The 25,271-nt window shown below is 41.8% G+C and carries 18 protein-coding genes and 1 tRNA gene; 13 read left to right on the top strand and 6 right to left on the bottom strand.

The genetic code is table 11. The features are described 5' to 3' along the window. The first annotated feature begins 5 nt into the window (after positions 1–5). Positions 6–344 carry a 2Fe-2S iron-sulfur cluster-binding protein gene (locus tag V5739_RS05795; RefSeq protein WP_345599434.1) on the top strand — a complete coding sequence of 113 codons (339 nt, stop codon included), beginning with the start codon at positions 6–8 and terminating at the stop codon, positions 342–344. A 268-nt stretch (positions 345–612) separates the two neighbouring features. Here V5739_RS05795 and V5739_RS05790 read toward each other — a convergent pair whose 3' ends face one another. From V5739_RS05790 to V5739_RS05770, 5 genes are all read right to left on the bottom strand, one after another. Next, complete coding sequence (locus tag V5739_RS05790) at positions 613–1,791, bottom strand: acyl-CoA dehydrogenase family protein (protein ID WP_423820000.1); 1,179 nt, start codon at positions 1,789–1,791, stop codon at positions 613–615. A 275-nt stretch (positions 1,792–2,066) separates the two neighbouring features. Further along, on the bottom strand, positions 2,067–2,798 hold the full coding sequence (locus V5739_RS05785; protein WP_423819999.1) for a tRNA1(Val) (adenine(37)-N6)-methyltransferase: 732 nt from the start codon (positions 2,796–2,798) through the stop codon (positions 2,067–2,069). Positions 2,799–3,043: 245 nt separating this feature from the next. Beyond that, on the bottom strand, positions 3,044–3,322 hold the full coding sequence (locus V5739_RS05780; RefSeq protein ID WP_423819998.1) for a four helix bundle protein: 279 nt from the start codon (positions 3,320–3,322) through the stop codon (positions 3,044–3,046). Positions 3,323–3,503: 181 nt separating this feature from the next. After that, positions 3,504–4,028 carry a ribosome maturation factor RimM gene (rimM, locus tag V5739_RS05775; RefSeq protein WP_423819997.1) on the bottom strand — a complete coding sequence of 175 codons (525 nt, stop codon included), beginning with the start codon at positions 4,026–4,028 and terminating at the stop codon, positions 3,504–3,506. Positions 4,029–4,046: 18 nt separating this feature from the next. Next, positions 4,047–4,616, bottom strand: a complete 570-nt coding sequence (locus V5739_RS05770; protein ID WP_423819996.1) for a 30S ribosomal protein S16 — start codon at positions 4,614–4,616, stop codon at positions 4,047–4,049. A gap of 239 nt (positions 4,617–4,855) precedes the next feature. On the opposite strand from V5739_RS05770, the gene V5739_RS05765 reads away from it, so the two are divergent. Beyond that, positions 4,856–5,305, top strand: a complete 450-nt coding sequence (locus tag V5739_RS05765) for a ferritin-like domain-containing protein (RefSeq protein WP_423819995.1) — start codon at positions 4,856–4,858, stop codon at positions 5,303–5,305. Between the two features lie 213 nt (positions 5,306–5,518). Further along, positions 5,519–9,901, top strand: a complete 4,383-nt coding sequence (gene dnaE, locus V5739_RS05760) for a DNA polymerase III subunit alpha (protein ID WP_423819994.1) — start codon at positions 5,519–5,521, stop codon at positions 9,899–9,901. Between the two features lie 100 nt (positions 9,902–10,001). Here the strand turns inward: dnaE and V5739_RS05755 are convergent, their stop codons facing one another. Continuing rightward, positions 10,002–10,145 carry a hypothetical protein gene (locus V5739_RS05755; RefSeq protein ID WP_266068368.1) on the bottom strand — a complete coding sequence of 48 codons (144 nt, stop codon included), beginning with the start codon at positions 10,143–10,145 and terminating at the stop codon, positions 10,002–10,004. Positions 10,146–10,454: 309 nt separating this feature from the next. Between V5739_RS05755 and trxA the strand changes: the two genes are divergently transcribed. From trxA to V5739_RS05705, 10 genes are all read left to right on the top strand, one after another. Beyond that, positions 10,455–10,772 carry a thioredoxin gene (trxA, locus tag V5739_RS05750; protein WP_266068369.1) on the top strand — a complete coding sequence of 106 codons (318 nt, stop codon included), beginning with the start codon at positions 10,455–10,457 and terminating at the stop codon, positions 10,770–10,772. A 91-nt stretch (positions 10,773–10,863) separates the two neighbouring features. Continuing rightward, the gene (locus V5739_RS05745) at positions 10,864–11,793 is read left to right on the top strand and encodes a DUF58 domain-containing protein (RefSeq protein WP_423819993.1); all 930 of its coding nucleotides are present in this window, start codon (positions 10,864–10,866) and stop codon (positions 11,791–11,793) included. 86 nt (positions 11,794–11,879) lie between these two features. Continuing rightward, positions 11,880–11,953: transfer RNA gene (locus V5739_RS05740), tRNA-Asp, on the top strand. A gap of 253 nt (positions 11,954–12,206) precedes the next feature. Continuing rightward, positions 12,207–13,430, top strand: coding sequence for a site-specific integrase (locus V5739_RS05735; RefSeq protein ID WP_423819992.1), 1,224 nt, complete (start codon positions 12,207–12,209; stop codon positions 13,428–13,430). Between the two features lie 788 nt (positions 13,431–14,218). Next, the gene (locus V5739_RS05730; RefSeq protein WP_423819991.1) at positions 14,219–16,918 is read left to right on the top strand and encodes a GH92 family glycosyl hydrolase; all 2,700 of its coding nucleotides are present in this window, start codon (positions 14,219–14,221) and stop codon (positions 16,916–16,918) included. Between the two features lie 100 nt (positions 16,919–17,018). Further along, positions 17,019–20,141 (top strand): SusC/RagA family TonB-linked outer membrane protein, encoded by a 3,123-nt coding sequence (locus V5739_RS05725; RefSeq protein WP_423819990.1) that lies wholly within the window; start codon positions 17,019–17,021, stop codon positions 20,139–20,141. 18 nt (positions 20,142–20,159) lie between these two features. After that, complete coding sequence (locus V5739_RS05720; RefSeq protein WP_423819989.1) at positions 20,160–21,614, top strand: RagB/SusD family nutrient uptake outer membrane protein; 1,455 nt, start codon at positions 20,160–20,162, stop codon at positions 21,612–21,614. Positions 21,615–21,642: 28 nt separating this feature from the next. Next, positions 21,643–22,488, top strand: coding sequence for a lipocalin family protein (locus tag V5739_RS05715; protein WP_423819988.1), 846 nt, complete (start codon positions 21,643–21,645; stop codon positions 22,486–22,488). A 124-nt stretch (positions 22,489–22,612) separates the two neighbouring features. Further along, positions 22,613–23,785 carry a hypothetical protein gene (locus tag V5739_RS05710; protein WP_423819987.1) on the top strand — a complete coding sequence of 391 codons (1,173 nt, stop codon included), beginning with the start codon at positions 22,613–22,615 and terminating at the stop codon, positions 23,783–23,785. An 18-nt stretch (positions 23,786–23,803) separates the two neighbouring features. Continuing rightward, positions 23,804–25,198: a sugar porter family MFS transporter gene (locus V5739_RS05705; protein WP_423819986.1), complete on the top strand. Its 1,395-nt coding sequence runs from the start codon at positions 23,804–23,806 to the stop codon at positions 25,196–25,198. Positions 25,199–25,271: the final 73 nt, after the last annotated feature.

Raw genomic sequence — 25,271 nt, 5'->3', positions numbered from 1 at the left:
GACAAATGTCAGATATTAAAATTACAATCATTGATCGCGAAGGAGAAGCGCACGTTGTCGATGCGCCTATAGATATGAACATGAACCTCATGGAGGTGATTCGTTCATATGAGCTCGCACCCGAAGGTACTGTAGGTATTTGTGGAGGAATGGCCATGTGTGCCTCCTGCCAGTGCTATATGCTGAACAAAGATCACCTGCTTCCCGAAAAGTCTTATGAAGAAGAGGAGATGCTGGACCAGGCTTTTTTTGTGCAGGAAAACAGCCGCTTAAGCTGTCAAATTCCCATGGAGAAAGAGCTCGATGGGCTGGAAGTAAAGATCGCGCCTTTTAACGCCGACTAGTTTGAAAAAAGGGTTCGGTTTTTGCCCTTTTTGAGAAGTAATACTATCGCAGGTACCATGATTTTAAATGTCATTGTTTTCTATTCACAAAAATCCAGAGATTATCTAAAGCTGGATGGGGTGATTGCGAAAAAGCCTGTGGAGTTGAAGAGCGAATGCTGTGAAAAATACAAAAAGGGCAGGCGTTGTAAACGCTGCCCTTGTTTTGATCTAGATATTTAAATTTGGAGTAGGCCTCAGAGGTTTTTAGAACCTGTGAGGCCTTTTTTTACTGAAAAGCAGGAATTCCTGTAATATCTGCCCCTGTTATTAAGAGGTGAATGTCGTGTGTGCCTTCGTAGGTTATCACACTTTCCAGGTTCATAGAGTGTCGCATAATGCTATATTCCCCGGTAATTCCCATTCCTCCTAAAATCTGCCTGGCTTCCCTGGCGATATTGATAGCCATTTCTACATTATTCCTTTTCGCCATAGAAATTTGTGCTGAGGTAGCTGTGCCTTCGTTCCTCATCACTCCGAGTCTCCACGCAAGCAGTTGGGCTTTGGTGATCTCTGTGATCATCTCGGCCAGTTTCTTCTGTTGTAGCTGGAAACTCGCAATAGGCTTCCCAAACTGTTCGCGTTCCTTTGCATATCGCAAAGCTGTATCATAGCAATCCATCGCAGCCCCAATTGCGCCCCAGGCAATCCCGTAGCGGGCAGAGTCAAGGCAGCCAAGAGGAGCACCCAGTCCGCTTTTTTCGGGCATCAGGTTTTCTTTAGGCACTTTTACATTGTTAAATACAAGTTCTCCTGTGGCACTGGCGCGAAGCGACCACTTGTTATGAGTTTCGGGTGTGGTGAAACCTTCCATTCCGCGTTCCACAATGAGTCCGTAGATGCGGCCTTCCTCATTTTTTGCCCATACAACAGCGATATCAGCAAAAGGAGCGTTAGAGATCCACATTTTTGCACCATTGAGCAGGTAGTGATCTCCATTGTCTTTAAAGGTGGTGGTCATGCCGCTGGGGTTAGAACCATGGTCGGGTTCGGTAAGGCCAAAACATCCCATCATTTCTCCCGAAGCCAGCTTTGGAAGATATTTCTTCTTTTGTTCTTCGGTCCCGTATTTAAAGATAGGATACATCACCAAAGAAGACTGTACAGAAGCTGTTGATCTTACGCCACTATCGCCTCTTTCTATCTCCTGCATGATCAATCCATAGGAAATTTGATCCAGGCCGGCACCGCCATATTCTTCGGGAATATAAGGGCCAAAGGCTCCAATTTCGGCAAGGCCGTTAATTATCTGCTTCGGAAATTCGGCTTTTTGGGCGGCTTCTTCTATAATGGGAGAAACCTCGCGCTTTACCCATTCCCGGGCAGCATCACGTACCATTTTATGTTCATCACTAAGAAGGTCGTCAAGATTATAATAATCGGGCGACTGGAATTGGTCTGCTTTCATTGTTGGTAGTTTAAGTTTTTGTCTGGAATAGTAAATTTACATAGAAAGACCATAAAGACCTAACAGGTTTCAAAAACCTGTTAGGTCTGAAGCTTTAAATTCATGGAAAAAGATTGATTTCTATTTTTTTGACCCTGAAAGGGGCATACCTTTATAGCTATAGTTCACGCGACCGTTCGACCCCTACGGGGTCGCATATGTTCTGTTTTTATTTTTTCTATAAAGATTTGATTTCTTCGGAATCGAAACCTGGGTTATCCAAGGATTTAAAGAAACTACATCTTCAAATAAAAATCTTTTACCAGCTCAATATATTCAGGAGTGTATTGATGCCGGGCGGTTTCGATTACGAGTTCATCAACTTCGGGCTTACCTTCCAAAAATGACAATTCCAGCAGACTTCTTTTTACGGGAGAATCGGGAGTTCCTTTAACGCGGGTGATGCGCTGCGGAAAAAGTCCGTGGTCAGCTGCCAGGTAGCGGAATTTTTCTTCTTCAGCATAAGGAATAATGACGCTGAAAATTCCCCTTTTTGAGAGGAGTAGGGAAACTCCTTCCAGCAGTTCTTCGAACGGGAGTGCTTCTGAAAATCTCGCCTGGTCACGCTTTGCATCTCCTGAAGAATAGTCGGCTGAATAAAATGGCGGATTGGAAACTATGAGTTCATACTTTTCCTCTTCTTCCATACCTTCTTCCTGCATCTCTTCCACAAACTCATCAAAGGCGGCGTGATAGCAAAAGAGCCTGTCGCCCCAGTCGCTGTTCTCAAAATTTTCAACTGCCTGTTCGTAGGCATCTTCATCTATTTCGAGAGCATCAATGAGTTCAGCATTACTGCGCTGTGCCAACATCAAAGCTATGACGCCGGTGCCGGTGCCTATATCCAGAACAGAAAACGGATTATGCTGTAAAGAAGTCCAGGCTCCCAGCAGCACCCCATCGGTACCGATTTTCATCGCGCACTTATCCTGCTGAATTGTAAATTGTTTAAAACGGAAGCTTTCCATTGCTGATTATTAATTGGTGACGCAAGATAAGCACCAAATTCCAAGCACCAAATTCCAATTGGTAAATGAAGCGCCAAACATTAAATTCCAAAGAGAGGTATGTGGTAAATTTAAAACACCAAATTCTAAAAAGAAAAAAGTCGCGTTAAAGAACCGAATTTCCAAGGGAGGAATAAATTTAATTATGATTTCTTAATAATTGCAGATAATATTTTTCGCAGTTCCTCTGCTTCCCTGAAAATTTCCTATATCTCTGAATCAATGGACGGGTTTGAGGCTTTTAAAAGTTTTAACCAATAAGCAGATTCTTTAGCTTCTTTTCTAGCAATTTTAAGTCGAAAAGAAAAATCTTTGTCCCCCAGTTTCTCATTAGCCTCGATGTAATTCGCACCTACAGATCCCGACGATCTTATAAGTTGCTTTCCGTCTTCAATATTTGAAATTGTTTTTAAAAGCTTTGAAATCAATAATCTGCATTGTCTTGCAAAATCAAAAGTTCTTTCTTCCAGGTTATAAGGTTTCATACTTAAAGTTAGCAAAAAATGCTTTTTTAGAACCTTATGTTTTGCTTCGGATTGAATTTAAATTTTATTTTCTTTTGGATTTGATGCCTGGTATTCGAAATTTGAAAATTTTCAAAAGTTGAAATTGGGTGCTTGAAATTTCCGGGTAATTGGAATTTGGAATTTGGTGCTTGGGTATTGATTATAGATATAAATCAATAAGTCCCTCGGGCGTCTTAACGTAGATGGTTTTGTTTTTCTTATCCACCTTAACCAGGAATTGGTCGTTCATGGGGATGAGGATCTGTTTGCCGTCTTTTTCTATTTCAAAAAGGGCCTGGGTGGTGGTGTCATTGACTCCGGTGAGGGTGCCAACTGTGCCGTAAATCTCATCTTCTACGGTAAAACCGATTACTTCGTGAAAATAGAATTGATCTTCATCTAATTCGGGCAGCAGGTTGAGTGGCAGATAGAGGTCGCATTTCATAAGATCTTCTGCGTCCTCTTCAGAATCTACTTCTTCAAATTTTACACGTAAGAGGTTGCTTTTCTGCAGCGAACTTCTTTCAATAAAAAATGGAACCAGGTTATTGTCATATTCGACAAAAACTGATTCCATTTCTAAATAACTTTCGGGTTCATCGGTATCGAGTTTGATCAATACCTCTCCCTTAAAACTGAATTTACTAACGATCCTGCCAAGATAGAAACACTCTTCTTTTGTCATAGCTCGTTAGAGAAAAAATTAAGAACCTGCCTGGTCCTGTTTTTCTTCAGCATTCGCTTCAGCAGCAGTAGCATCGTCTACTTCATTTGCAGCAGCAGCTTCCTGGTCTTCGGTGTTCTCCTCAACTTCAGGTTGTGCAGCGGCAGCAGCTTCGGCTTCGCGCTTGGCGTTAACTTCTTTTTCAGCCTCAAGAGCTTTAGCTTTAGCAGCTTCCTGCTCTTTGCTCAAGTTATCTTTTTTAGCTTCAACTTTTCCTTCTTTTTCCGATACCCATGCGTTGAATTTCTCCTCTGCTTGTTCTTCGGTCAAAGCACCTTTTCTCACACCACCGGCAAGGTGATTCTTAAGAAGGATTCCTTTGTAAGAAAGGATAGCCCTTGCAGTATCTGTTGGCTGTGCACCATTCTGTAACCATTTTACAGAACTGTCAACATCAATGTCAATAGTTGCAGGGTTGGTAGTTGGATTGTAGATTCCCAATTTTTCAAGGAATTTACCATCTCTTTTTGCGCGTGAATCCGCAGCAACGATCCAGAAAAAAGGTTTTCCTTTTTTACCGTGTCTTTGTAATCTAATCTTTACAGGCATAAAAATTAATTTGTGGGGTTCCCGACCCCGGTTATTAATGAGGGGGCAAAGATACTATTATTTTTTATTGTATATTAAGTGGTTAGCAAAAAATATATTTCCTGTTCTATGCCCTGTAAAAAACGTATTTTAAACAAAGTTAACGAGTGCTAAACCCTGTTAAACATTAGGTTGCGTCAATTATTGTGTCTTATCTTAGAGAGAAAGAAAAGTTGCTAACCCAAAAAATGAAGATGAAAATGAACACGACAAAAGACCTGGCGTCAAAACTCAATGAGCTGCTGGAAAAGAATTATGATTCTGAAAAAGGATTTCAAAAAGCGGCAGAAGACGTAAAGAACCAACGGCTGAAAGATTTTTTTGAAGCCAAAGCAAAAGAGCGATATGATTTTGGGCATGAGTTAAAAACCGAAATCAAGAACCTGGGCGGGTCTCCCGATAAAGGAACCAGTATAAGCGGGAAAGCCCACCACGCCTGGATGGATTTAAAAGCTGCTTTTAGTTCAGATAAAGAAGAAGAAATTCTGGAAGAAGTAGTTAGGGGAGAAAAAGTGGCTGTAGAAGATTACAATAAGATCATAAAAGAAGACGGTTTTGCGCCTTCTACAGCAAACCTGCTTATTAAACAGCGCAATGCTATTGAGCGCACTTTCAAACAGGTGAAAGATCTGGAGGAAGCTTTTGATTAGTAAATTTTAGAATATGAATATTAAGCCCGGCAAGTCCCGGGCTTTTTTTATGTATCAAAAATGCCATTTTTGGCACCTATTTTTCGTTAATAATTCCTGAAAACTTATCCTGAGAATACGTTCATTTATATTTAATTTTACCAATTCGAATTTTGCTTCAAACGCTTTGGTTGGTGTTAATAATCAGCCTAAAAGCCTCTAAAATATTATTTTATGTACCTTATTTTTGATACTGAAACCACGGGTCTTCCCAAGCGTTGGGATGCTCCTCTTACCGATAGTGATAACTGGCCGCGCTGTATACAAATCGCCTGGCAGTTACACGATGATATGGGGCGGGTAGTTGAGCATCAGGATTATTTGGTGCAGCCCGAAGGATTTAATATTCCCTATGATGCCGAAAAGGTGCACGGGATTTCTACCGAGTTAGCTTTAGAGCAGGGCGTAAGCCTACAGGAGGTGTTGGAGAAGTTCAACATAGCTCTTTCCCGCTCAAAATTTGTAGTGGGGCAAAATGTAGGTTTTGATGTGAATATTATGGGAGCCGAATTTCATCGGCTGCAAATGGAAAACAACCTGAACAACCTGCCGGTGCTGGATACCTGTACCGAAATAACTGCACAGTTGTGTTGTATTCCCGGTGGTAGGGGAGGGAAGTTTAAGCTCCCTACGTTGACTGAGCTGCATGAATTCCTTTTTCATGAGCCCTTTGCTGAAGCCCATAATGCGACTGCCGATGTGGAAGCAACTACGCGTTGTTTTCTTGAACTTATCAGGAAGAGGATCTTTACTTCGGAAGAACTGGATGTAAAACCCGATTATTTCGAGAATTTTTCAGAAGTAAATCCGCAGCCCATTGAGCTAATCGGTTTAAAACACATCAACCTGAAGAAGGCTTCCGAAGAGATCAGGAAAAGGCTTCAGAAGAAAGAAGGGACTGAAATTTCTTCCGCAGAAATAGAGGAAAACCTTGAAAAGCTTGATGAAGTTGCGTTTTCTCACCTTCATAACCACAGCCAGTTCTCCATTTTGCAGTCTACCATTAGCATTAAAGATCTTGTGAACGCCGCGGCAAAGCAAAATATGCCGGCGGTAGCGCTGACAGATCACGCTAATATGATGGGGGCTTTTCACTTTGTAAAAGAAGTTGGTATTTATAACAAGGGCGTAAAGGCTAAAAATGCAGCCGCCGCCGAAAATAATGAGCCTGCCACAGCCCGGGAGCTTAAAGCGATTGTGGGTTGTGAATTCTTTGTGTGTGAAAATCGCAAAGACAAGAGCCGAAAAGATAATGGTTACCAGGTAGTACTACTGGCAAAAAATAAAAAAGGGTATCACAACCTCGCGAAGATGTCTTCTATGGCTTATACCGAAGGTTTTTACTACGTGCCGCGGATTGACAGGGAGGTGATACAGCAGTATAAGGAGGATATCATTGTTCTTACCGGAAACCTCTACGGGGAAGTTCCCGGGAAAATCCTGAATGTTGGTGAAAATCAGGCAGAAGAAGCGCTGCTTTGGTGGAAAGAACAATTTGGAGATGACCTGTATGTAGAGTTAATGCGCCATAATCAGGAAGATGAGAACAGGGTGAATCCTGTTTTAGTGGAGCTGGCTAAGAAACATGAGGTGAAGCTGGTGGCAACCAATAACACTTATTACTGTGAACAGGAGGATGCTAATGCGCATGATATTTTATTGTGTGTAAAGGATGGTGAAAAACAGGCTACGCCAATTGGCCGTGGCCGCGGTTATCGCTATGGGCTTCCCAATAATGAATACTACTTTAAGAGCGGCGATGAAATGAAGTCGCTGTTCAAAAACCTGCCGGAAGCAATTTCAAATGTTCAGGAAGTTGTAGATAAGATTGAACCTTATGAGCTGGCACGGGATGTTTTATTGCCTGCCTTTACTATTCCTGAAGAATTTGTAGTGGCTGAAGATGCCGTTGATGGAGGGAAGAGAGGTGAAAACGCTTATTTAAAGCACATTACTTTTGTTGGGGCAGAGAAGCGATATAGTGAAATTACCCCGGCAATTAAGGAGCGGCTCGATTTCGAACTTTCGGTAATTGAAAATACCGGTTACCCGGGCTACTTCCTTATCGTGGAAGACTTTATTAGGGAAGCACGCAACATGGATGTTTCGGTGGGACCGGGACGGGGATCGGCGGCAGGTAGTGCGGTGGCCTACTGCCTTGGAATTACCAATATCGACCCTATCAAGTACGATCTGCTTTTCGAGAGATTCTTAAATCCCGATCGTGTGAGTATGCCCGATATTGATATTGATTTTGATGATGAGGGTCGAAGCAGGGTTATGGATTACGTGATCAAGAAATACGGCGCCAACCAGGTGGCGCAGATCATTACTTATGGTACCATGGCTGCGAAATCTTCTATTCGGGATACCGCGCGGGTACTTGACCTGCCTTTAAATGAAGCCGACAGGATTGCCAAGCTGATTCCCAACACCAAGCTCGCCAAGATCTTCGGAATGGACGAAAAGACCATTAGGAGTAGTTTTAGGAGTGAAGAGGTAGATAAGGTGAATGAGCTTCTTAATATTGCTGAAGGAGATGACCTTGAGGCTCAAACAGTTAACCAGGCGAGGATTCTGGAAGGATCTGTTAGAAATACCGGGATCCATGCCTGCGGGGTGATCATTACACCAAGTGATATTACCAATTTCGTGCCCGTGGCCGTGGCCAAGGATTCAGATCTTTATGTTACCCAATTTGACAACTCGGTTGTTGAAAGTGCTGGGCTCCTAAAAATGGATTTCCTGGGGCTTAAAACCTTGACGCTTATTAAAGACACGGTAAAGATTGTGAAGGGCAGGCATGATATTGATCTTGACCCCGATAGCTTTCCGCTGGACGATGAGAAGACTTATGAGTTATTCCAACGTGGGGAAACGGTAGGGATTTTCCAGTATGAATCTCCCGGGATGCAAAAGCACATGAAAGACCTCAAACCAACGGTCTTTGATGACCTTATCGCGATGAACGCTCTTTACCGGCCGGGGCCAATGGAATATATTCCCAGCTTTATTGCCCGGAAGCACGGGGATGAGGAAATCGTTTATGATTTGCCGGCGATGGAGGAATATCTCAAAGAAACCTATGGAATTACGGTATACCAGGAGCAGGTGATGTTGCTGTCGCAAAAGCTCGCCAGCTTTACCAAAGGTGAAGCCGACGTTTTGCGGAAGGCGATGGGTAAAAAGATCTTTTCGCTGCTGGAAGAATTGAAGCCAAAATTCCTTGATGGGGGAGAAAAGAACGGGCATCCGCGGGAAGTGCTTGAGAAAGTCTGGAAAGACTGGGAAGCTTTTGCGTCTTATGCCTTCAACAAATCTCACTCTACCTGTTATGCCTGGATTGCCTATCAAACCGCATACTTAAAAGCGCATTATCCTGCGGAATACATGGCAGCAGTACTTTCCAATAACATGAATGACATTAAGCAGGTGACCTTCTTCATGGAAGAATGTAAGCGAATGAAGTTGAACGTGCTTGGGCCTGATGTTAATGAATCCTATTACAAATTTTCGGTGAACAAAGAGAACGCAGTGCGTTTTGGAATGGGAGCGATTAAAGGAGTAGGTGCAGGAGCTGTGGCTACCATAGTTGAAAACAGGAAAGATAAAGGTCCTTACAAATCCATTTTTGACATGGCAAAGAGGATAGACTTAAGGGCAGCCAATAAAAAGGCCTTTGAAAATCTTGCTTTGGCTGGTGGTTTTGACAGCTTTGGCGATACGCACAGGGCACAGTACTTCCATGATGAAGGCGACGGCATTACTTTTTTGGAAAAGGTAGTGAAGTATGCAGCCAAATACCAGGAGAATGAAAATTCGGCCCAGGTGAGCCTTTTTGGTGACACAAGTGAAGTTCAAATCCCGGAGCCGGTGGTGCCTCCCTGCGAAGAATGGGGTACTATGGGAAAACTGAAGCGGGAGCGGGAAGTAGTTGGGATCTATATATCCGGGCATCCGCTTGATGATTTTAAAACCGAATTAAAGTACTTCTGTAACGCCGTTTTAGCCGATTTCCAAAATCTGGAAGAAGCCGTTAATAAAGAACTCACTTTTGGAGGGGTAATTAGTGATGTACAGCATAGAGTGAATAAACAGGGGCAGGGCTGGGCCAGTTTTATTGTAGAGGATTATTCAGATTCGTACGAGTTTAGAATGTTCAAGGAAGAGTACCTCAAGTACCGCCATTTCCTGGTGCCCAACTCTTTTATTCACGCGAAGATCTTTATTAGAGAGGGTTACCCTAATAGGGAAACAGGTAGAAAAGGAGAGCCAAGGTTGCAGTTCAACAACATTCAGTTGCTGCATGATGTGATGGAGAATTATGCCAAAAAGCTCACTATTCAACTGAATATAGATGAACTTCAGGAGGATAAGATTGATGCTCTTTTTGATATTTTCAGAAATCACAGCGGGGAGAACCGGCTTAATTTTGTGGTGTATGAAATGAAGGAAAGAATAAAGTTGCACATGCCCAGCCGAAAACAGAAAGTTAGGATTTCCCAGGAACTACTAAACGCGCTGGAAGAACAACAGGTATTGTATAAGCTGAATTAAAAAAACACTCTCCAAAAATGGCATTTTTGGAGAGTGTTTTTTTAATATTTCATTCCCGACAAATTTTCTTCATCGGGTAAAACTTCAGTCGTGCTTCAGGCTATTTCTGTAGCTCCAGATATACCAGGTAAAGTGCAAAAACAGCTGTAACAAGAATGAAAGTGAGTATAGTTCCGATGATAATTTTCTGAACAAATGAAAAACCTTCAGTTTGTTCTTTCCAGAGGTGAGAGAGTGCAGACATGGCAATGTTTTTTAGGGTAAAGTTATACGAATAAGCGCTGATTTTTAATTACTTATATATTAAAGATAACGAAATCTTAAATGCTAATTATTGATATTTCAGATAAAACGTTTAAGATCTAAATTACCAGATGAAGGGTTAAACTGGTGAAAACAATGAAAGGTTTTTCTTACATTTTTGAGGAGTGAAAAGGCTTTTTATAGGAGGTGACAATGAGCAGATAGATAAATCTGATTTTCTTAAGGTATTGAGTCCTTATAATTTTACCTATTTTTGTCTTTAGTAGAACAATGAACTAAAACGAGAAATATGGCTTTAGAAATAACTGACGCTACTTTTGAAGAGAAAGTACTTAAAAGCGACAAACCTGTAATGGTAGATTTTTGGGCAGCATGGTGCGGCCCTTGTAGAATGGTAGGTCCTATCATTGATGATATTAGTAAGGAATATGAAGGGAAAGCAGTAGTTGGAAAGCTTGACGTAGATGCAAACCAGGAATTTGCTGCAAAATACGGTGTGAGAAACATTCCTACTGTATTGATCTTTAAAGATGGTGAAGTAGTGGGAAGACAGGTAGGAGTTGCTCCTAAAAATACTTATGCCGAAGCGCTGGATCAACTGCTATAGTAGATCACAAGTTTAGATATAAAGAGATCCGGGGGGTTCCCCGGATTTTTTTATGCCTTATAATTTGTACCTTGGATAGAAATTTTCAGAAATGCAGTTAGAGCAGGAGATTCACCATTCCGGAAAATTTGTTAACCTGGAATTACTGGCCAGGCAGGTTGTGGAAGGATTTATTTCGGGGCTTCACAAAAGTCCTTTTCATGGGTATTCTTCAGAATTTGCAGAGCATAAGGTTTATAATCCCGGCGAGAGTACCAGGCATATAGACTGGAAGCTTTTTGCAAAGACCGATAAGCTCTTTACCAGGCGATATGAGGAAGAAACCAATCTACGGTGCCATTTGATACTGGATAACTCTGCTTCCATGCATTTTCCGGAGAAAAGGGTTCAAAGCCTTTCTAACCTCAATAAAATAGGTTTTTCTGTTTTAGCATCGGCATGTCTAATGCAAATACTCAAAAAGCAGCGGGACTCTGTAGGCCTTAGTATATACAGCGATGCATACGAATATTACGCACCCGAAAAAGGAGGCGACAGGCACCGCCGTATGCTGCTACATGTGCTTGAAGAGACCCTAAGCCGCCCCGTGGGCAATAAGAGTACAGCCACGTACACCTACTTGCATCAAATAGCCGAAAAAATGAAGAGGCGGTCGCTCATCTTCTTCTTTTCTGATATGTTCCAGGAAGAAGTGGAGGAGGAGAAGCTTTTTGAAGCGCTAAGGCATTTAAAATACAACAAGCATGAACTGGTTTTGTTTCATGTTCTGGACAGGGAAAAGGAGTTCAGTTTTAATTTTGGAGAAGAGCCTCATCGCTTCACAGATGTTGAATCGGGCGAGAAAATAGACCTTTATGCTGATAATGTGAGAGATAGCTATTTGCAGGAGGTGAACACCTATTTTAGCAGGCTTAAGCTGAAGTGTGCGCAGTATGGAATTAAATACGTACAGGCCGATACTAATGAAAATTTTGAAAAAATTTTACTTACGTATTTAGTTGAACGTCAGAAGTTTGTTTAGGTGGGTAAAAAATACTTTCAAAATATTTTAAAAAACGTTTGTAGAACTGAAAATGTGCTGTATATTTGCACTCGCAATAAAGCAACGGTCTGGTAGTTCAGTTGGTTAGAATACCTGCCTGTCACGCAGGGGGTCGCGAGTTCGAGTCTCGTCCAGACCGCTAGGAGAAATCCAAAACCACCCTAAAAGCCTCAAAATCAATGATTTTGAGGCTTTTTCTTTTTAATTCATTTCATTTAATGGCAAATAAATGCAATTAATTGGTGCTCAATTCGGTGCGTCTTTTTGCTCTTAAAAAAGACGCACCGAATTATTTGTAAAGTATTGTTAACAAAGGCTTTGCGAGGTTCCTTTAACATTTTTTATACCCCTATTTTAGTACCTTTCAGGTGAGCATTTTAAAAGACGCACCTATGTCAAAGTTACTTAGCATCCTATTCTTTCCTAAAAAAGGGAGATCTTCAACTGGTGATTACGCCGTGTTGTACGCCAGGATTACCTATAATGGTCATCGGGTTGAGTTCAGTACGAGCCGAAAAGTTCATTTAAAAAACTGGAGCAGTAAAAGTGGAAAGGCAAAAGGCAACTCTGCGGAATCACAATCTATTTCCAGATTTATTGATTCTATCCGAGCAGCCTTATATGATATTCATGATCGTCTTTTGAGAGAGAGTAGGCCAATTTCTGCTGCAATTATTAAAGATATTTATTCAGGCAAAAGGGAAAAACAATATATGCTGCTGGAGATTTTCCAGGATCATAATGATCAGATGGAAAAATTGATCGGAAAAGGATTTACAAAGGGCACACTGCAGCGATACAATGCTTGCAAAAAACACATTGAAGATTATTTGGCCGCCAGAGGAAAAAGAAGAGATATTCCCGTGGAAGATGTGGATCATAAGTTTATAACCGGATTTGACCACTTTTTAAGATCAGAGAGAGATTGTGCTCATAATACTGCTCAAAAGTATATTGTTAACTTTAAGAAGATCATTCGTATCGCCTATGCAAATCAGTGGATAGATAAAGATCCATTCTTTCACTGGAAAGGGAGTTGGAAAACCTCCGATCGGGAATATCTGACTGATTCCGAGCTCCAGGAAATGGCTGATAAAGAATTTGATATTCCTCGTTTAGAACTGGTGAGGGATATATTTCTCTTTTGCTGTTATACGGGCTTGGCCTTTGCCGACGTAAAAAAGCTTTCTTCAGATGATATAGTAATTAACATTAGCGGCAAAAAATGGATTAAAACCAAACGGCAAAAAACGAAATCATTAAGTAGTATTCCTCTACTAGATATTCCAAAAGCCATTCTGGACAAATATGCGGCACATCCCCATGTTCAAGCCGGAAAAGGCGTCTTGCCGGTGTTGACAAACCAAAAATCAAATGCTTATTTAAAGGAAATAGCGGATCTATGCGGCATCAAAAAAAATCTAACTACGCATTTGGCCAGACATACCTTTGCAACCACTGTAACTCTTTCTAAAGGAGTTCCTATTGAAAGTGTAGGGAAGATGTTAGGGCATAGGTCTTTAAAAACAACGCAGATCTATGCTAAAGTACTGGATGAAAAAGTGGAAAGAGATATGGAGTTATTGCAACAAAATTTTAAACTTTCATCAAAATGAAGATGATGAAAAAATGGACAATGTTTTTTAATTTGTAAGAATTTAAGGGTGAAGTATCCTCAGCACATTCCCCTCCGCTTTGCTTCGGGAAAAGAGCTTGGGAAAGGAACTTGAACACCTGGCACCAGGACTCCCTCCATTTCGCTCCTGGGAAAATCCAGTCGCTCCATTACAGTAAAAAAGATCAGGTCCAGGAAAACCTTCATTTCCTATTTCGACCTTTTGCTGGATAAAGGCGGTGTGTGAGATTTTCGGTTTTAGAGAGGTTTCTTCTAAAACCTATATTAATCTCTGCTCCTTTTTCAGACTGTAAGATATACCACATTTCAGTTTTCCCAAAAGAGTTGTGCCTCCTTTTAACAATATTGTCGTGGGGATGTAATTGTCCAGAAAGTTCATTTTCACCATCAATGAATATAATTAAAAGGGGAAATTCAGCACCAAATTTTTTAAAGTTGCTTTTTCCCAGTAATTTATCTTTACACTTCTGTATAATTGAACTTCAAGTTTTTCCTATTAATGCACCATTTTCAACTACTGAAATATTATTTTTTACTCCGGGGATTTCCCAGCTTTCCCCTAATATTTTAGAATCTGATTCTCTATTGAGAAGTTTCTTTAGCTTGTCACAACCCAAATTTTTTTCCTTCAATAAGGGTTCAAAACGGATAGGGGTATTTTACCATAACACGAAATTTTATTTAAACTACCTCATTCTCTATTAATAAAAAATTAGGATATATAATTAAATGTTCATATGTTTGGACATACTAATTTTATTTATCCATATGTGTCTAAATATTAAAGAATTACTTTTTTTGGCTTCTTTTACTATATCGATTTCGTTATCCGCTCAGGATATTAATGTGGCTAAAGATGCCAAAATAACAGCATCCAGTATTCTTAATAAAAACACTCCTGCTGATTTAGTTGCTGACGGTGTTATTGGTGTAGATGGATTAGGGGAATGGGTGTGTGAAGGAATACGAACCAGCTGGGGATATATTGAACTCCCTTGGATTCAAATGGATTGGGATAATCCTCAAAAAGTAAATAGGATCATAGTATATGACCGTCCTACAGAAAAGGAGGATGTAGCTAGCTTGAAACTGAGCTTTAGTGATGGATCAATTCATTATATGCGTAGGATTCCAGGAAACGGGAATGGTCATGAAATTAAATTTGATACGAAAACGATTGATTGGGTTAAAATACAAGTGACAGATGCCGAAGGAAAAGATGTTGGGCTTTCTGAAATCGAAGTTTTAGCGGCTCCGCAGCATACGGATGATCCTATTGCCTGGGTTGATCCCTATATTGAATCCAGTAGGGGTCGCTATATTTTCTTTATTACTGGTTCGAGACCATTTGGAATGGCCTCCGCGGCTCCAATGACCCGGAACAAGAATCAATACGGGGGAGGGTATAACTATAATTCTGAATACATTTTAGGGTTTCACCAAATCCATAGCTGGATGATCGGTGGTCTTGAAGTCATGCCCGCGCCAGGGAGCATCGACCCCACAGGTGGGCACAAAAGCTGGAGATCCCGCTTTAGCCATGAGGACGAAATCGTTGCTCCTGGATTCCACAGAGTTTTCCTTCGGGACCATAATATATGGGTCGAAAATACCACAACAGACCGGGTGAGCTTCTATAAATACAACTTCACAGAAGACATGGAAGCTCAGATCATCACGAACCTTGGAGGGGTAATTAATAATAACACCATGACTAATGCCAAGGTCAATAAAGTAAGTCCGACAGAAATAGAAGGATCTTTTAGCACTGTTGATCGCTTCTGGGGAGGTCCAAAAGATGTAAAGATCTTCTTTGTAGCCGCTTTTGATAAGGCTTTTAAGCAGATGGATGCCTGGGAGGATGAGCAACGTTTCCAAAATGTTAACGAGATCGTTGGAGACAGCGCCGGAGTATCCAACATTTTTGACGTAAAAGCAGGTGAAGAGCTTAAGATGAAGATTGCTATTTCTTATACAAGTATTGAAAATGCGCGTAATAATATGGAGCAGGAGCTCCCGCACTGGGATTTTAAGAAGGTAAAGGACGAATCCCGTTTGGTATGGAACGACTGGCTAGGCAAGATCAAAGTCAAGGGGGGTAGCTTTGACCTAAAAGTAAAACTGTATACTGATCTTTGGCATGTCCTGCTAGGAAGACAAAAGATCAACGACATTTCAGGTGATTATCCCGACAGAACTACAGGAGTGAGAGATGGAAATTTTACAGATGCTGAATTTAAGATAAGAACACTGCCCAAGGACAAGTATGGGAAAGTTAAATTCAATATGTATAATTCTGATGCCTGGTGGTTATCCCAGTGGAATTTAAATATTCTATGGGGTCTGGCCTGGCCGGAAGTAATGGATGAAATGTCCTCTTCCATGGTGCAGTTTGCTGAGAATGGCTATTTACTCCCCAGAGGACCTTCAGGAGGAGGCTATTCCTATATTATGACAAGTTCTCCAGCCACAAATCTGATTGCAGCAACTTTTCAAAAAGGCCTTTTAACCAAAGTCGATGCGGACCTTGCATATAATAAGGTAAAGCAAAATCTACTACCTGGGGGCATGTTAGGGGATGCGGAGGATATTAATTTCTACACTGAAAATGGTTACTGGCCCGGCAATGCAGGAATCACATTAGAGGCGGCTTTTCAGGATTATGCACTTGCACAATGGGCGGAAAAGACAGGCCGAGATGAAGATGCAGCCTTTTTTGGTAAACGTTCTATGGGCTGGACAACCCTTTTTAATGAAAAACACGACCTGGTCTTTCCGAAGGACAGAGCGGGAGAATTCCTTCATACAGATCCACTTTCCGGTGCCGGCTGGGTGGAGGCCAATGCGTGGCAAGCTACCTGGTCTGTATCTCATGCCATAGACGAACTGGCAGAGCTCATCGGCAGTGAGGAAGCCTTGTGTGATAAATTAAATCATGCTTTTGAAATGGCTGAGGACGACGATTTTGTATTTGGATATAGCGAAGGCTATTTGAGTTATGCAAATCAACCTGGCTGTTCCAATGCTCATGTTTTCAACTACGCTGGCAAACCCTGGTTGACCCAATATTGGGTGCGCAGAGTGAAAGAGCAGGCATACGGTGGTACTACCCCTGAACTAGGGTATGGAGGTCATGATGAAGATCAGGGACAAATGGGAGGCGTTAGTACCCTCATGGCTATCGGGTTGTTCAGTTTGAAAGGCAACGTGGATGCAACACCGGTATATGATATTACCAGTCCAATTTTTGACGAAGTGGTCATTGAACTGGATCCGAAATATTACCCAGGAAAAACTTTTACTATTAAAACATATAACAACTCCAAAGAAAATATGTACATCCAGAGCGCCAAACTCAATGGTAAGAACCATAACCAATACTGGTTTCCTCACGAAACCTTTGCCAAAGGAGGAACGTTGGAATTATATCTTGGGCCTGAACCTAATAAGTCCTGGGGAGTTGATTGATAATAAAAACTTTTAACCTAAAGAGAAGAATAAGTCGATCTTCTATTTCTAAAAAACAGACTAAACATTAAATTAATTATTAACAACTAAAATTTTTTATATGGAAGTCCTTCGTTATCAAAAGGCTTGGCTGTTTCCGGTGTTCCTGTTCTGCTTTAGCTTTAGTGTCCAAGCATTTACGTCAGTCACCACGGCGATAGTCCAACAAGAGATCCCCATAACGGGTACTGTTACTTCTACCAATGGGGATATCCTTCCGGGAGTAAATGTACTTCTAAAAGGCACCTCGGTAGGCACCATGACTGATTTTGACGGGAATTATGAAATTAATGTCCCTGGAGAGCAAGCCGTACTGGTCTTTTCCTACCTGGGATATGAGACGCAAGAGGTAGTGGTGGGGGGCCAGAGAGAGATCAATATTCAACTCGCACCTGAGACAGGAGAGCTTGCTGAGGTGGTTCTTATCGGGTATGGAGGTCAGAGAAGATCAGATCTTACCGGTGCTATTTCCTCGGTAAGTTCCGAAGAATTACAAAATGTTGCTGCCACCACATTTGAACAAGCATTACAGGGGAGGGCTTCCGGAGTTGAGGTAACTCAGGCTTCCGGAGTTCCAGGAGGTGAAACTAATATCCGCATCAGGGGAACGAGTTCTGTTAATGCCAGCAGTGAACCTCTTTATGTGATTGATGGTATGTTGGTGAACAGCAATGGAAATGAAACGGCTGTGGGGGCTCGTGGGCCCAGAGTAGGACCTTTAGCCACCATTAATCCAAATGATATCGAGTCCATAGAAATATTAAAAGATGCGTCTGCAACTGCTATTTATGGTTCCCGGGGAGCAAATGGAGTTATTCTTATAACCACAAAAAAGGGGAAATCTGGTGCAGGTACGGTCAATTTTAATGCTTATTATGGAGTCCAGCAAGTAAGCAATGAGTTGGAGCTGTTGAATGCTACCCAATATGCAGATTTGGTGAATGATGCTCAGATGAATTTCGGAAGAAACCCTGTTTATGTTAATCCATCCACCTTAGGAGAAGGTACTGATTGGCAGGAGGAATTATTCCGTCTAGCACCCGTATCCGATTACCAGCTTTCCTTCTCAGGAGGTGATGATAAGACAAATTACTCTATATCAGGAGGATATTTCACACAAGATGGAATTGTCATTGGTTCAAACTTTGAAAGGTACTCATTCAGAGTGAATCTAGAGAGGGACCTTAATGAACGTCTCAATGTAGGGACAAATTTGTCATATGCCAGAATAAACTCCAATGGTGTACTGACCGGAGCGGGTAGTTTAAATCAAGGGGTCATTTCCAATGCCCTTCAAATGAATCCAATTCTTCCAGTTTACAACCCAAATATTCCCGGGGGATATACATATGAACACGATAGAAAGGAAGGAATTGCTAATCCTGTTGCAGAAGCTCTGGAATATGTGGCAGTAACTAATACCTCAAGACTTCTTGGGAATGTTTTTGCAGAATATGAATTGATTACGGATTTAAAATTCAGAACAAGCTTAGGAATTGATGCAGTCACCTCAAAGGCCAGTACTTTTGGGCCAAATTTCCTCAAACAGGCGGAGAGTAGCAATGGAGAAGCCTCTATCAGCGATTTACAGGCTCTGACCTGGCTTAACGAAAACACGCTTACTTTCAATCATTCGTTTAATGATACCGATCGATTGACTGTTCTTGCTGGTTTCACAATGCAGGAATTTAAGAACGAATCTCTTTTTGCACTCGCTTTCGGATTTCCTGATGGCCGTACAGGATACCATAATTTAGGAGCGGCTGAAAATCCTCAAAATCCAGCCAACAGCGAATCTGAATGGTCATTATTGTCTTATCTCGGAAGAATTAACTACGCATTGATGGACCGATACATTTTTACAGTTTCAGGACGGGCAGATGGTTCTTCAAAGTTTGCTGAAGGAAATAAATTCGGTTTCTTTCCATCAGGGGCATTTGCTTGGAGAATTTCCAACGAACCTTTTATGCAGGACCAGGATATATTTGACCAGTTGAAACTCCGTTTAAGCTACGGTATAACTGGTAATCAGTCTATAGGGCCTTATAATTCCTTGGCATTGATTGCACCATTTGGAGAAGGGGTGTTTAACTACGGTCCTGAAGGAACAGTGTTTTTTGGACAGGAACCTACAGGATACCCAAACCGTGATCTGAAATGGGAAACAACCCGTCAAGCAAACATAGGAATAGATGCTACCTTCTGGGACGGTAGATTTTCAGCTACAGCGGATTTTTATGATAAAAGAACATCTGACCTTTTATTAGGAACTCCAATACCATACACAAGCGGCTTCCAAACCACCCTGCTGAATGTTGGGAATGTCAATAACCGCGGATTTGGTCTGGAACTCAGTGCTGATATATTCACCGGAGAATTTAGTTGGAATACCTCGGGTAATATTTCGGTAAACCGTAACGAAATTACTAATCTCTCAAGGGATGAAGATATTAATCTCCTTGTTGGAGGAAGTATTCTAAGAGAAGGATATCCTATTGGTACTTTTGAAGGATATGTCTTCGACGGAATTTTTCAATCAGATGCAGAGGCTTCATCAGGACCAAAGCTCAGAGGAGAAACACCTCAGGCCGGTGATCGGAGATACAGAGACATAAGTGGTCCTGAGGGACAACCTGATGGATTTGTAGACGAATTCGACAGAACCGTTTTAGGTACTGCAGAAGCAGATTTTACTTGGGGCTTCAGCAATGATTTCTCTTATAAGAACTTTAATTTGAATATCTTCTTTCAGGGCTCGCAGGGCAATGAAATGGTGAACCTGAACAAGGTAAACCTTGAGAACCTAAACGGACAGCAAAATGTGTTGGCTGAAGCTGGATTGAACAGATGGACCCCGGAGAATCCGAGTAACTTATATCCTCGTGCCAACGCTGGCGATGTATTTAATTCGGTATTTTCATCCAGATTCGTTGAAGACGCTTCCTATTTGAGGTTAAAGAACATCACTTTAGGTTACGAACTACCGGCAGATGCCATAGCTCGAATAGGGGTCAGCAGGTTACGCATCTATGGGGGAGCAACCAATCTGTTCACCATAACTGATTACAGTGGCTATGATCCTGAGAGTAACGCTTATGCAGGGTCTACTAATATTGTAGGTATCGACAGTGGAACATATCCACTGGCTAAAACTTACACTGTAGGAATAAACTTAGGATTTTAAAAATAAAAAAAAGAAGATATGAAAAGTTTACGATCAAAATCTTTAAAGGTCATTTTTGGGATCTTTCTTCTTGGGAGCTTTTCTTCCTGTAGTGACTTTCTGGAAGAAGACCCTCAAAATCAGGTTGCGACAAGCAACTACTACACCACTCAGCAAGATGCAATTGCTGCTGTTAATTCAATTTATGCTTATCTGGGTTCGTACAATGCTGGCAACACGGCTGGGGTTTATCACAGTACTTTTTGGGTGACCATGGGATTAGCTTCGGACGAGATGCTTTCTAATCAACTCGGAACTCCTCAGTTCGACCAGCTTGCTAACTTCAGCCATAATGCAGAAAATGCAGCTGTCCTGGAGATTTGGCAAATGCATTATAAGACCATTTACTTAGCAAATATTGCTATAGACAGGGTTCCTCAAATCGATATGGATGAGGAGCTCAGAGCCCGTCTGGTGAACGAAGCAAAATTCTTACGAGGACTACTTTATTTCAACCTGGTGAGGATGTTCGGAGAAGTACCTCTTCTGGTCTCGGAAGAAACACCGCTTAATCCTGAAGTATCTTCCGTTGATGAAATTTATGCACAGATCGTCCAGGACTTGAGAGATGCCAAAGACCTGCCTAAAGATGGTGAAATTCAACAAGGGAGGGCTACAAGTGGAGCTGCCACAGCTCTGTTGGCGAAAGTATATCTGACCATGGGAGAATACCAATTGGCATCTGAAGAAGCGATGGAAGTAATTAATGAACATCCTTACGACTTATGGGAGGATTTCTCGGATAATTTTAGAATGACTAACAGAGGTGGCCAAGAAGCTATATTTTCCGTAGGTTTTGGAAACGGAGGCGGTGCTATTTCTTTCTGGGAGGTGGGACAATTCAATGTAAGACTTTTGCCTTCTGTGTTAAGTTCTGAAGCTGGTATTACTAATGCCCAGGGTTGGCAATATGCTACTAATGATCTATATGAGACTTTTTCAGAAGAAGACGAGCGCAGGGAAGCTACCTTCCTAACTGAATTCCAGGCCAATGACGGAACCACAGTGAATCTGGATCGCGTATGGATTGATAAGTACTGGGACAGAATCGCCGAGCCGACTGCAGGAGATTCCTTCCAGGATTTTCCAGTGCTCCGATATTCTGATGTACTGTTAATCTATGCAGAAGCACAAGCAAGACTAGGAAATTTTGAAGAAGCCAATGAGTACCTGAATATTGTACGGAAACGTGCTGGCCTGGAAGAGGTAGAAGCTTCTGATATTGAAGGCTTCATAGACTTGATAGTAGCCGAAAGAGGAAGAGAATTTGTCGCTGAAGGCAAGCGCTGGTTTGATCTGGTCCGTTTAGGCAGATTAGAAGAAGCGGTAATGGATGCCAAAGGTGTCCAGGTCTCAAACACTCACTACTTGTTTCCAATACCACAAAGGGAACGAGATGTTAACCCAAATCTGCCACAGAACGACGGTTATTAATTCAGGAAATAATTTAATAATGTAAGCAATGAAAAAATTTAAAATATTTAGGATTGGTCTTATGCTTTGTCTGCCACTGGTGCTAAGCTGTGAAGCGGATGACGCCCAGGGACCAGAAGATTATTTCGACCAGGGAGACTTTATCATCGAACTTGATGCACAGAAGAGTCCAGGGAAAGGACAGTACCGCACGGTACTTCAGTCAGATGAGACCCTTACTGTTTCTGTTCACGTAAAGACCGATCAGGATCTTGAAAGTCTTAAGATCAAAAAGACCGTTAACCTGGAAGTTGATGAAAGCTTTGGCAATGGAGGCACATTGGAAGTTCAGGCCTCCGGCACAAGCTTTGATTATCAGTTCGCTTACGAACCTACCGTAGCAGATGTGGATGAACTTGTGGGCTTTACATTCACAGCCGTCACGGATGCAGGCAAAACCCAGACTAGTGATCTCACGACGGTAGTAACTTTATCTCCTTTGGACAATCTGGTTACTAAAAAATGGGTATGGACATCAATAAAGCATGTTAATGAAGATAATGAGGAGGTGATCAATGATTGTGAAAAGGACAACGCGTTCTTATTTAATGCTGATGGCACCATGAGCATAGACTACGGTGCAATTACAGGAACCGGTAATTGTGGATTTGATGGTTTAACACCTTATGCTAACTGGTACATTACGGAGGATGGTGAATTCTTTGTTATGGAAAAATATAATGTCTTTACGCCGGATATTATTCAGGAAGAACGGTATGAAATAGTGACTCTCAGTGTAGACCAACTTCAACTCTCATTAGAGATTGATCTGACAGTTCTTGGTTTGGGAATCGAGACCTTTCTCTACACCTTTAAACCGGAACCAAAAGATTAAATATCAAAAGAATAATTTTAATCACAGCAGTAGTCCAGGCCATACCAAGCCTCCACTGAGCTGCTGGATATTTTTAATCAATACCTGGGGTTTTCCTTAAACCGGGTGTGAAAACTAGAAAATTATGTACCAACTATCCAAGGGTAAATCTTTAATTCGCCTACTATTTTTTTCCACTCTGTTGTGGTCATGTAATTCCGATAAGGAACAGAAAAAAGAAGTTCCGGATGAACCTGACACCAACCTCGAGTTTTCAGTTGCTCCGGCACCCGAGTGGAGTGCCGTATTTAAAAGGGACTCGGGCTGGTTCGGAGGTGATGGAATATTTGCCATTCCTTACTCAGGCGATGATACTTCAACAGCTTCGGACAGTATATTGTTTCTTTTCAGCGATACAATGTTCGGAGAGATCCGAGATGGAAAACTAGAACCCGGATACCTGATGGTCCATAACTCCGTAGGACTATATAAAAAGGGACAGGATCCTTCCACAACCGAATTCTTTTTATCCGAGGATACCTCTGGAAATAAAACGACCATGTTTACGCCAGATACCCAGGATGATGAATACTATTGGCTTGGAGATGGCTTTGTAAATCCGGCAAATGACAATTTATACATATTTGCGTACCAAATTAGAGACACCCACGACGGAAGTCCTTTTCCTTTTGAAGAAGTTGGGAATGATTTGTTGGTATTTGAAAATAAAAACCAGCTACCTCTGGATCCCCAAAGACAGTTGAACATTCCTCATTCCCGAAAAGAACTCTCGGGGCCACCAATTTCGTATGGTGCAGGAGTGTATATAGAAGGAGAGAAGGTATATATCTACGGAGTGAGAGGACCAAATAAGGAACTGGTAGTTGCAAGAACTAATGCTGGAACTATTGAGGATTTCAGTACCTGGGAATTTAAAGCAGCAGATACCTGGACCAAAGATCACAACATCATGGAAGTCCTTGCTGAACAGGTATCGAATGAACTCAGTGTATCAAAATTGCAAAATGGTCAATATGCTTTGATCTATCAGGGAGGCGGAATTAATCCAAATATTTATATGCAGCTGGCGGATTCACCCGTCGGACCTTTTGGTGATAAACAGGAAATCTGGAATACCTCTGAGGAGGTTAATGATCCGGACCTTTTTACCTATAATGCCAAAGCACATCCTGCCATTTCTAAACCTGGAGAATTATTGATAAGCTATAACGTCAACAGTTTTAAATTCTTTGACATCATTGAGGACAAACCTAATCTTTACAGACCTCGCTTTGTAAAAATTCAATTTAATAAGTAGCCTCTTAAAAACTGAAACATGCCAACAGCACAGATTTCGAAGAAATACATCATCAAATTAACCGTTGTAGCTGCCCTGGGCGGATTGCTCTTCGGGTATGACACTGCCGTGATTGCAGGAGCAATCGGTTTTTTACAGGAAAAATTTGACCTGAGTCCGGCAATGGTTGGCTGGGCAGCCAGTAGCGCTATCTGGGGCTGCGTCCTGGGAGCTATGGTAGCGGGTTACGCAAGTGACAGATGGGGTCGTAAGAAGATCCTCCTGGTTACTGCGCTCCTATTTTCCATCTCTGCCGTTTGTTCGGCCATGGCAAATGACCTTACTTTTTTTATTGTAGCCAGGTTTATTGGAGGTGTAGGTGTGGGAGCTGCTTCTATGTTGTCCCCCTTATATATTTCAGAATCGGCCCCTGCAAAGATTCGAGGTACCCTGGTTAGTGTTTATCAATTGGCCATCGTGCTGGGAATAAATGTCATATACATAGTGAACTATCTGATTTCTGTCTCTGGTGATACCCAGTGGAATGTAGAATATGGATGGAGGTGGATGCTGGGGTCAGAGATTATCCCTGCAGGAATCTTTTTCTTTCTTTTGTTTTTGGTCCCTGAAAGCCCCAGATGGCTTTTGGCTAATGGTCAGGATGAGAAAGCCCGGGATGTGTTGGTCAGGATCAACGGTTCTGAGGCTCCCGCTATCGAAAATGAAATAAAGTCAACTTTAAATGAGGAGCGAGGCACCTTTAGAGAGCTTTTTGGCAAGAAGTATAGGATGGCCCTGATAGTAGGGGTGGTGCTGGCACTTTTCTCTCAAATCACCGGAATCAATGCAATCATTTATTTTGCTCCTGAGATCTTCAAGAGTATTGGAATGGGTGTAGAGTCTGCCTTTTTTCAAACTATTTTAATAGGGATTATTAACACTGTTTTTACTTTTGTGGCCATCTGGCTCATCGACAAAGCGGGAAGAAGGAAGTTACTCCTCGGCGGTGTGACCGGAATGATCCTGTGTCTTCTTGGTACTGGACTGTGTTTTCAATATGAGATCTTTGGAGGCCCCTGGTTGCTATTGTTCATCCTGGGATTTATTGCAAGTTTTGCAACCTCTTTGGGACCTATTCCCTGGGTGCTTATTTCGGAGATTTTCCCAACAAAAACCAGGGGTGTGGCCATGTCATTCTGTACCCTAATTTTATGGATAGGTGTAATTTTGATCACCCAACTCACTCCTATGGCGCTGGACAATCTTGGAGGTGCAACCACCTTTTTTATCTTCATGGGGAACGCAATCTTTCTGCTCATCTTTACCTGGTTCTATATTCCTGAGACCAAACAGAGAAGTTTGGAGGAAATTGAAAAAAGCTGGAGATCCCCTGAGAAGTTGGCTGAAATGGAAGTTAAATCTGAGGAAGGATGATAATTGGGAGATTCAATTGATAATAAGCGGAAAATTAATGGGCCTGGCCTGTAGGTTCAGGTAAAAGAAAAGA

The organism is Salinimicrobium sp. TIG7-5_MAKvit (genome assembly GCF_049569215.1).
GTDB lineage: Bacteria > Bacteroidota > Bacteroidia > Flavobacteriales > Flavobacteriaceae > Salinimicrobium > Salinimicrobium profundisediminis.
Note: the sequence above shows the minus strand (reverse complement) of the source record. Positions and strands in the feature narration are given on the sequence as shown.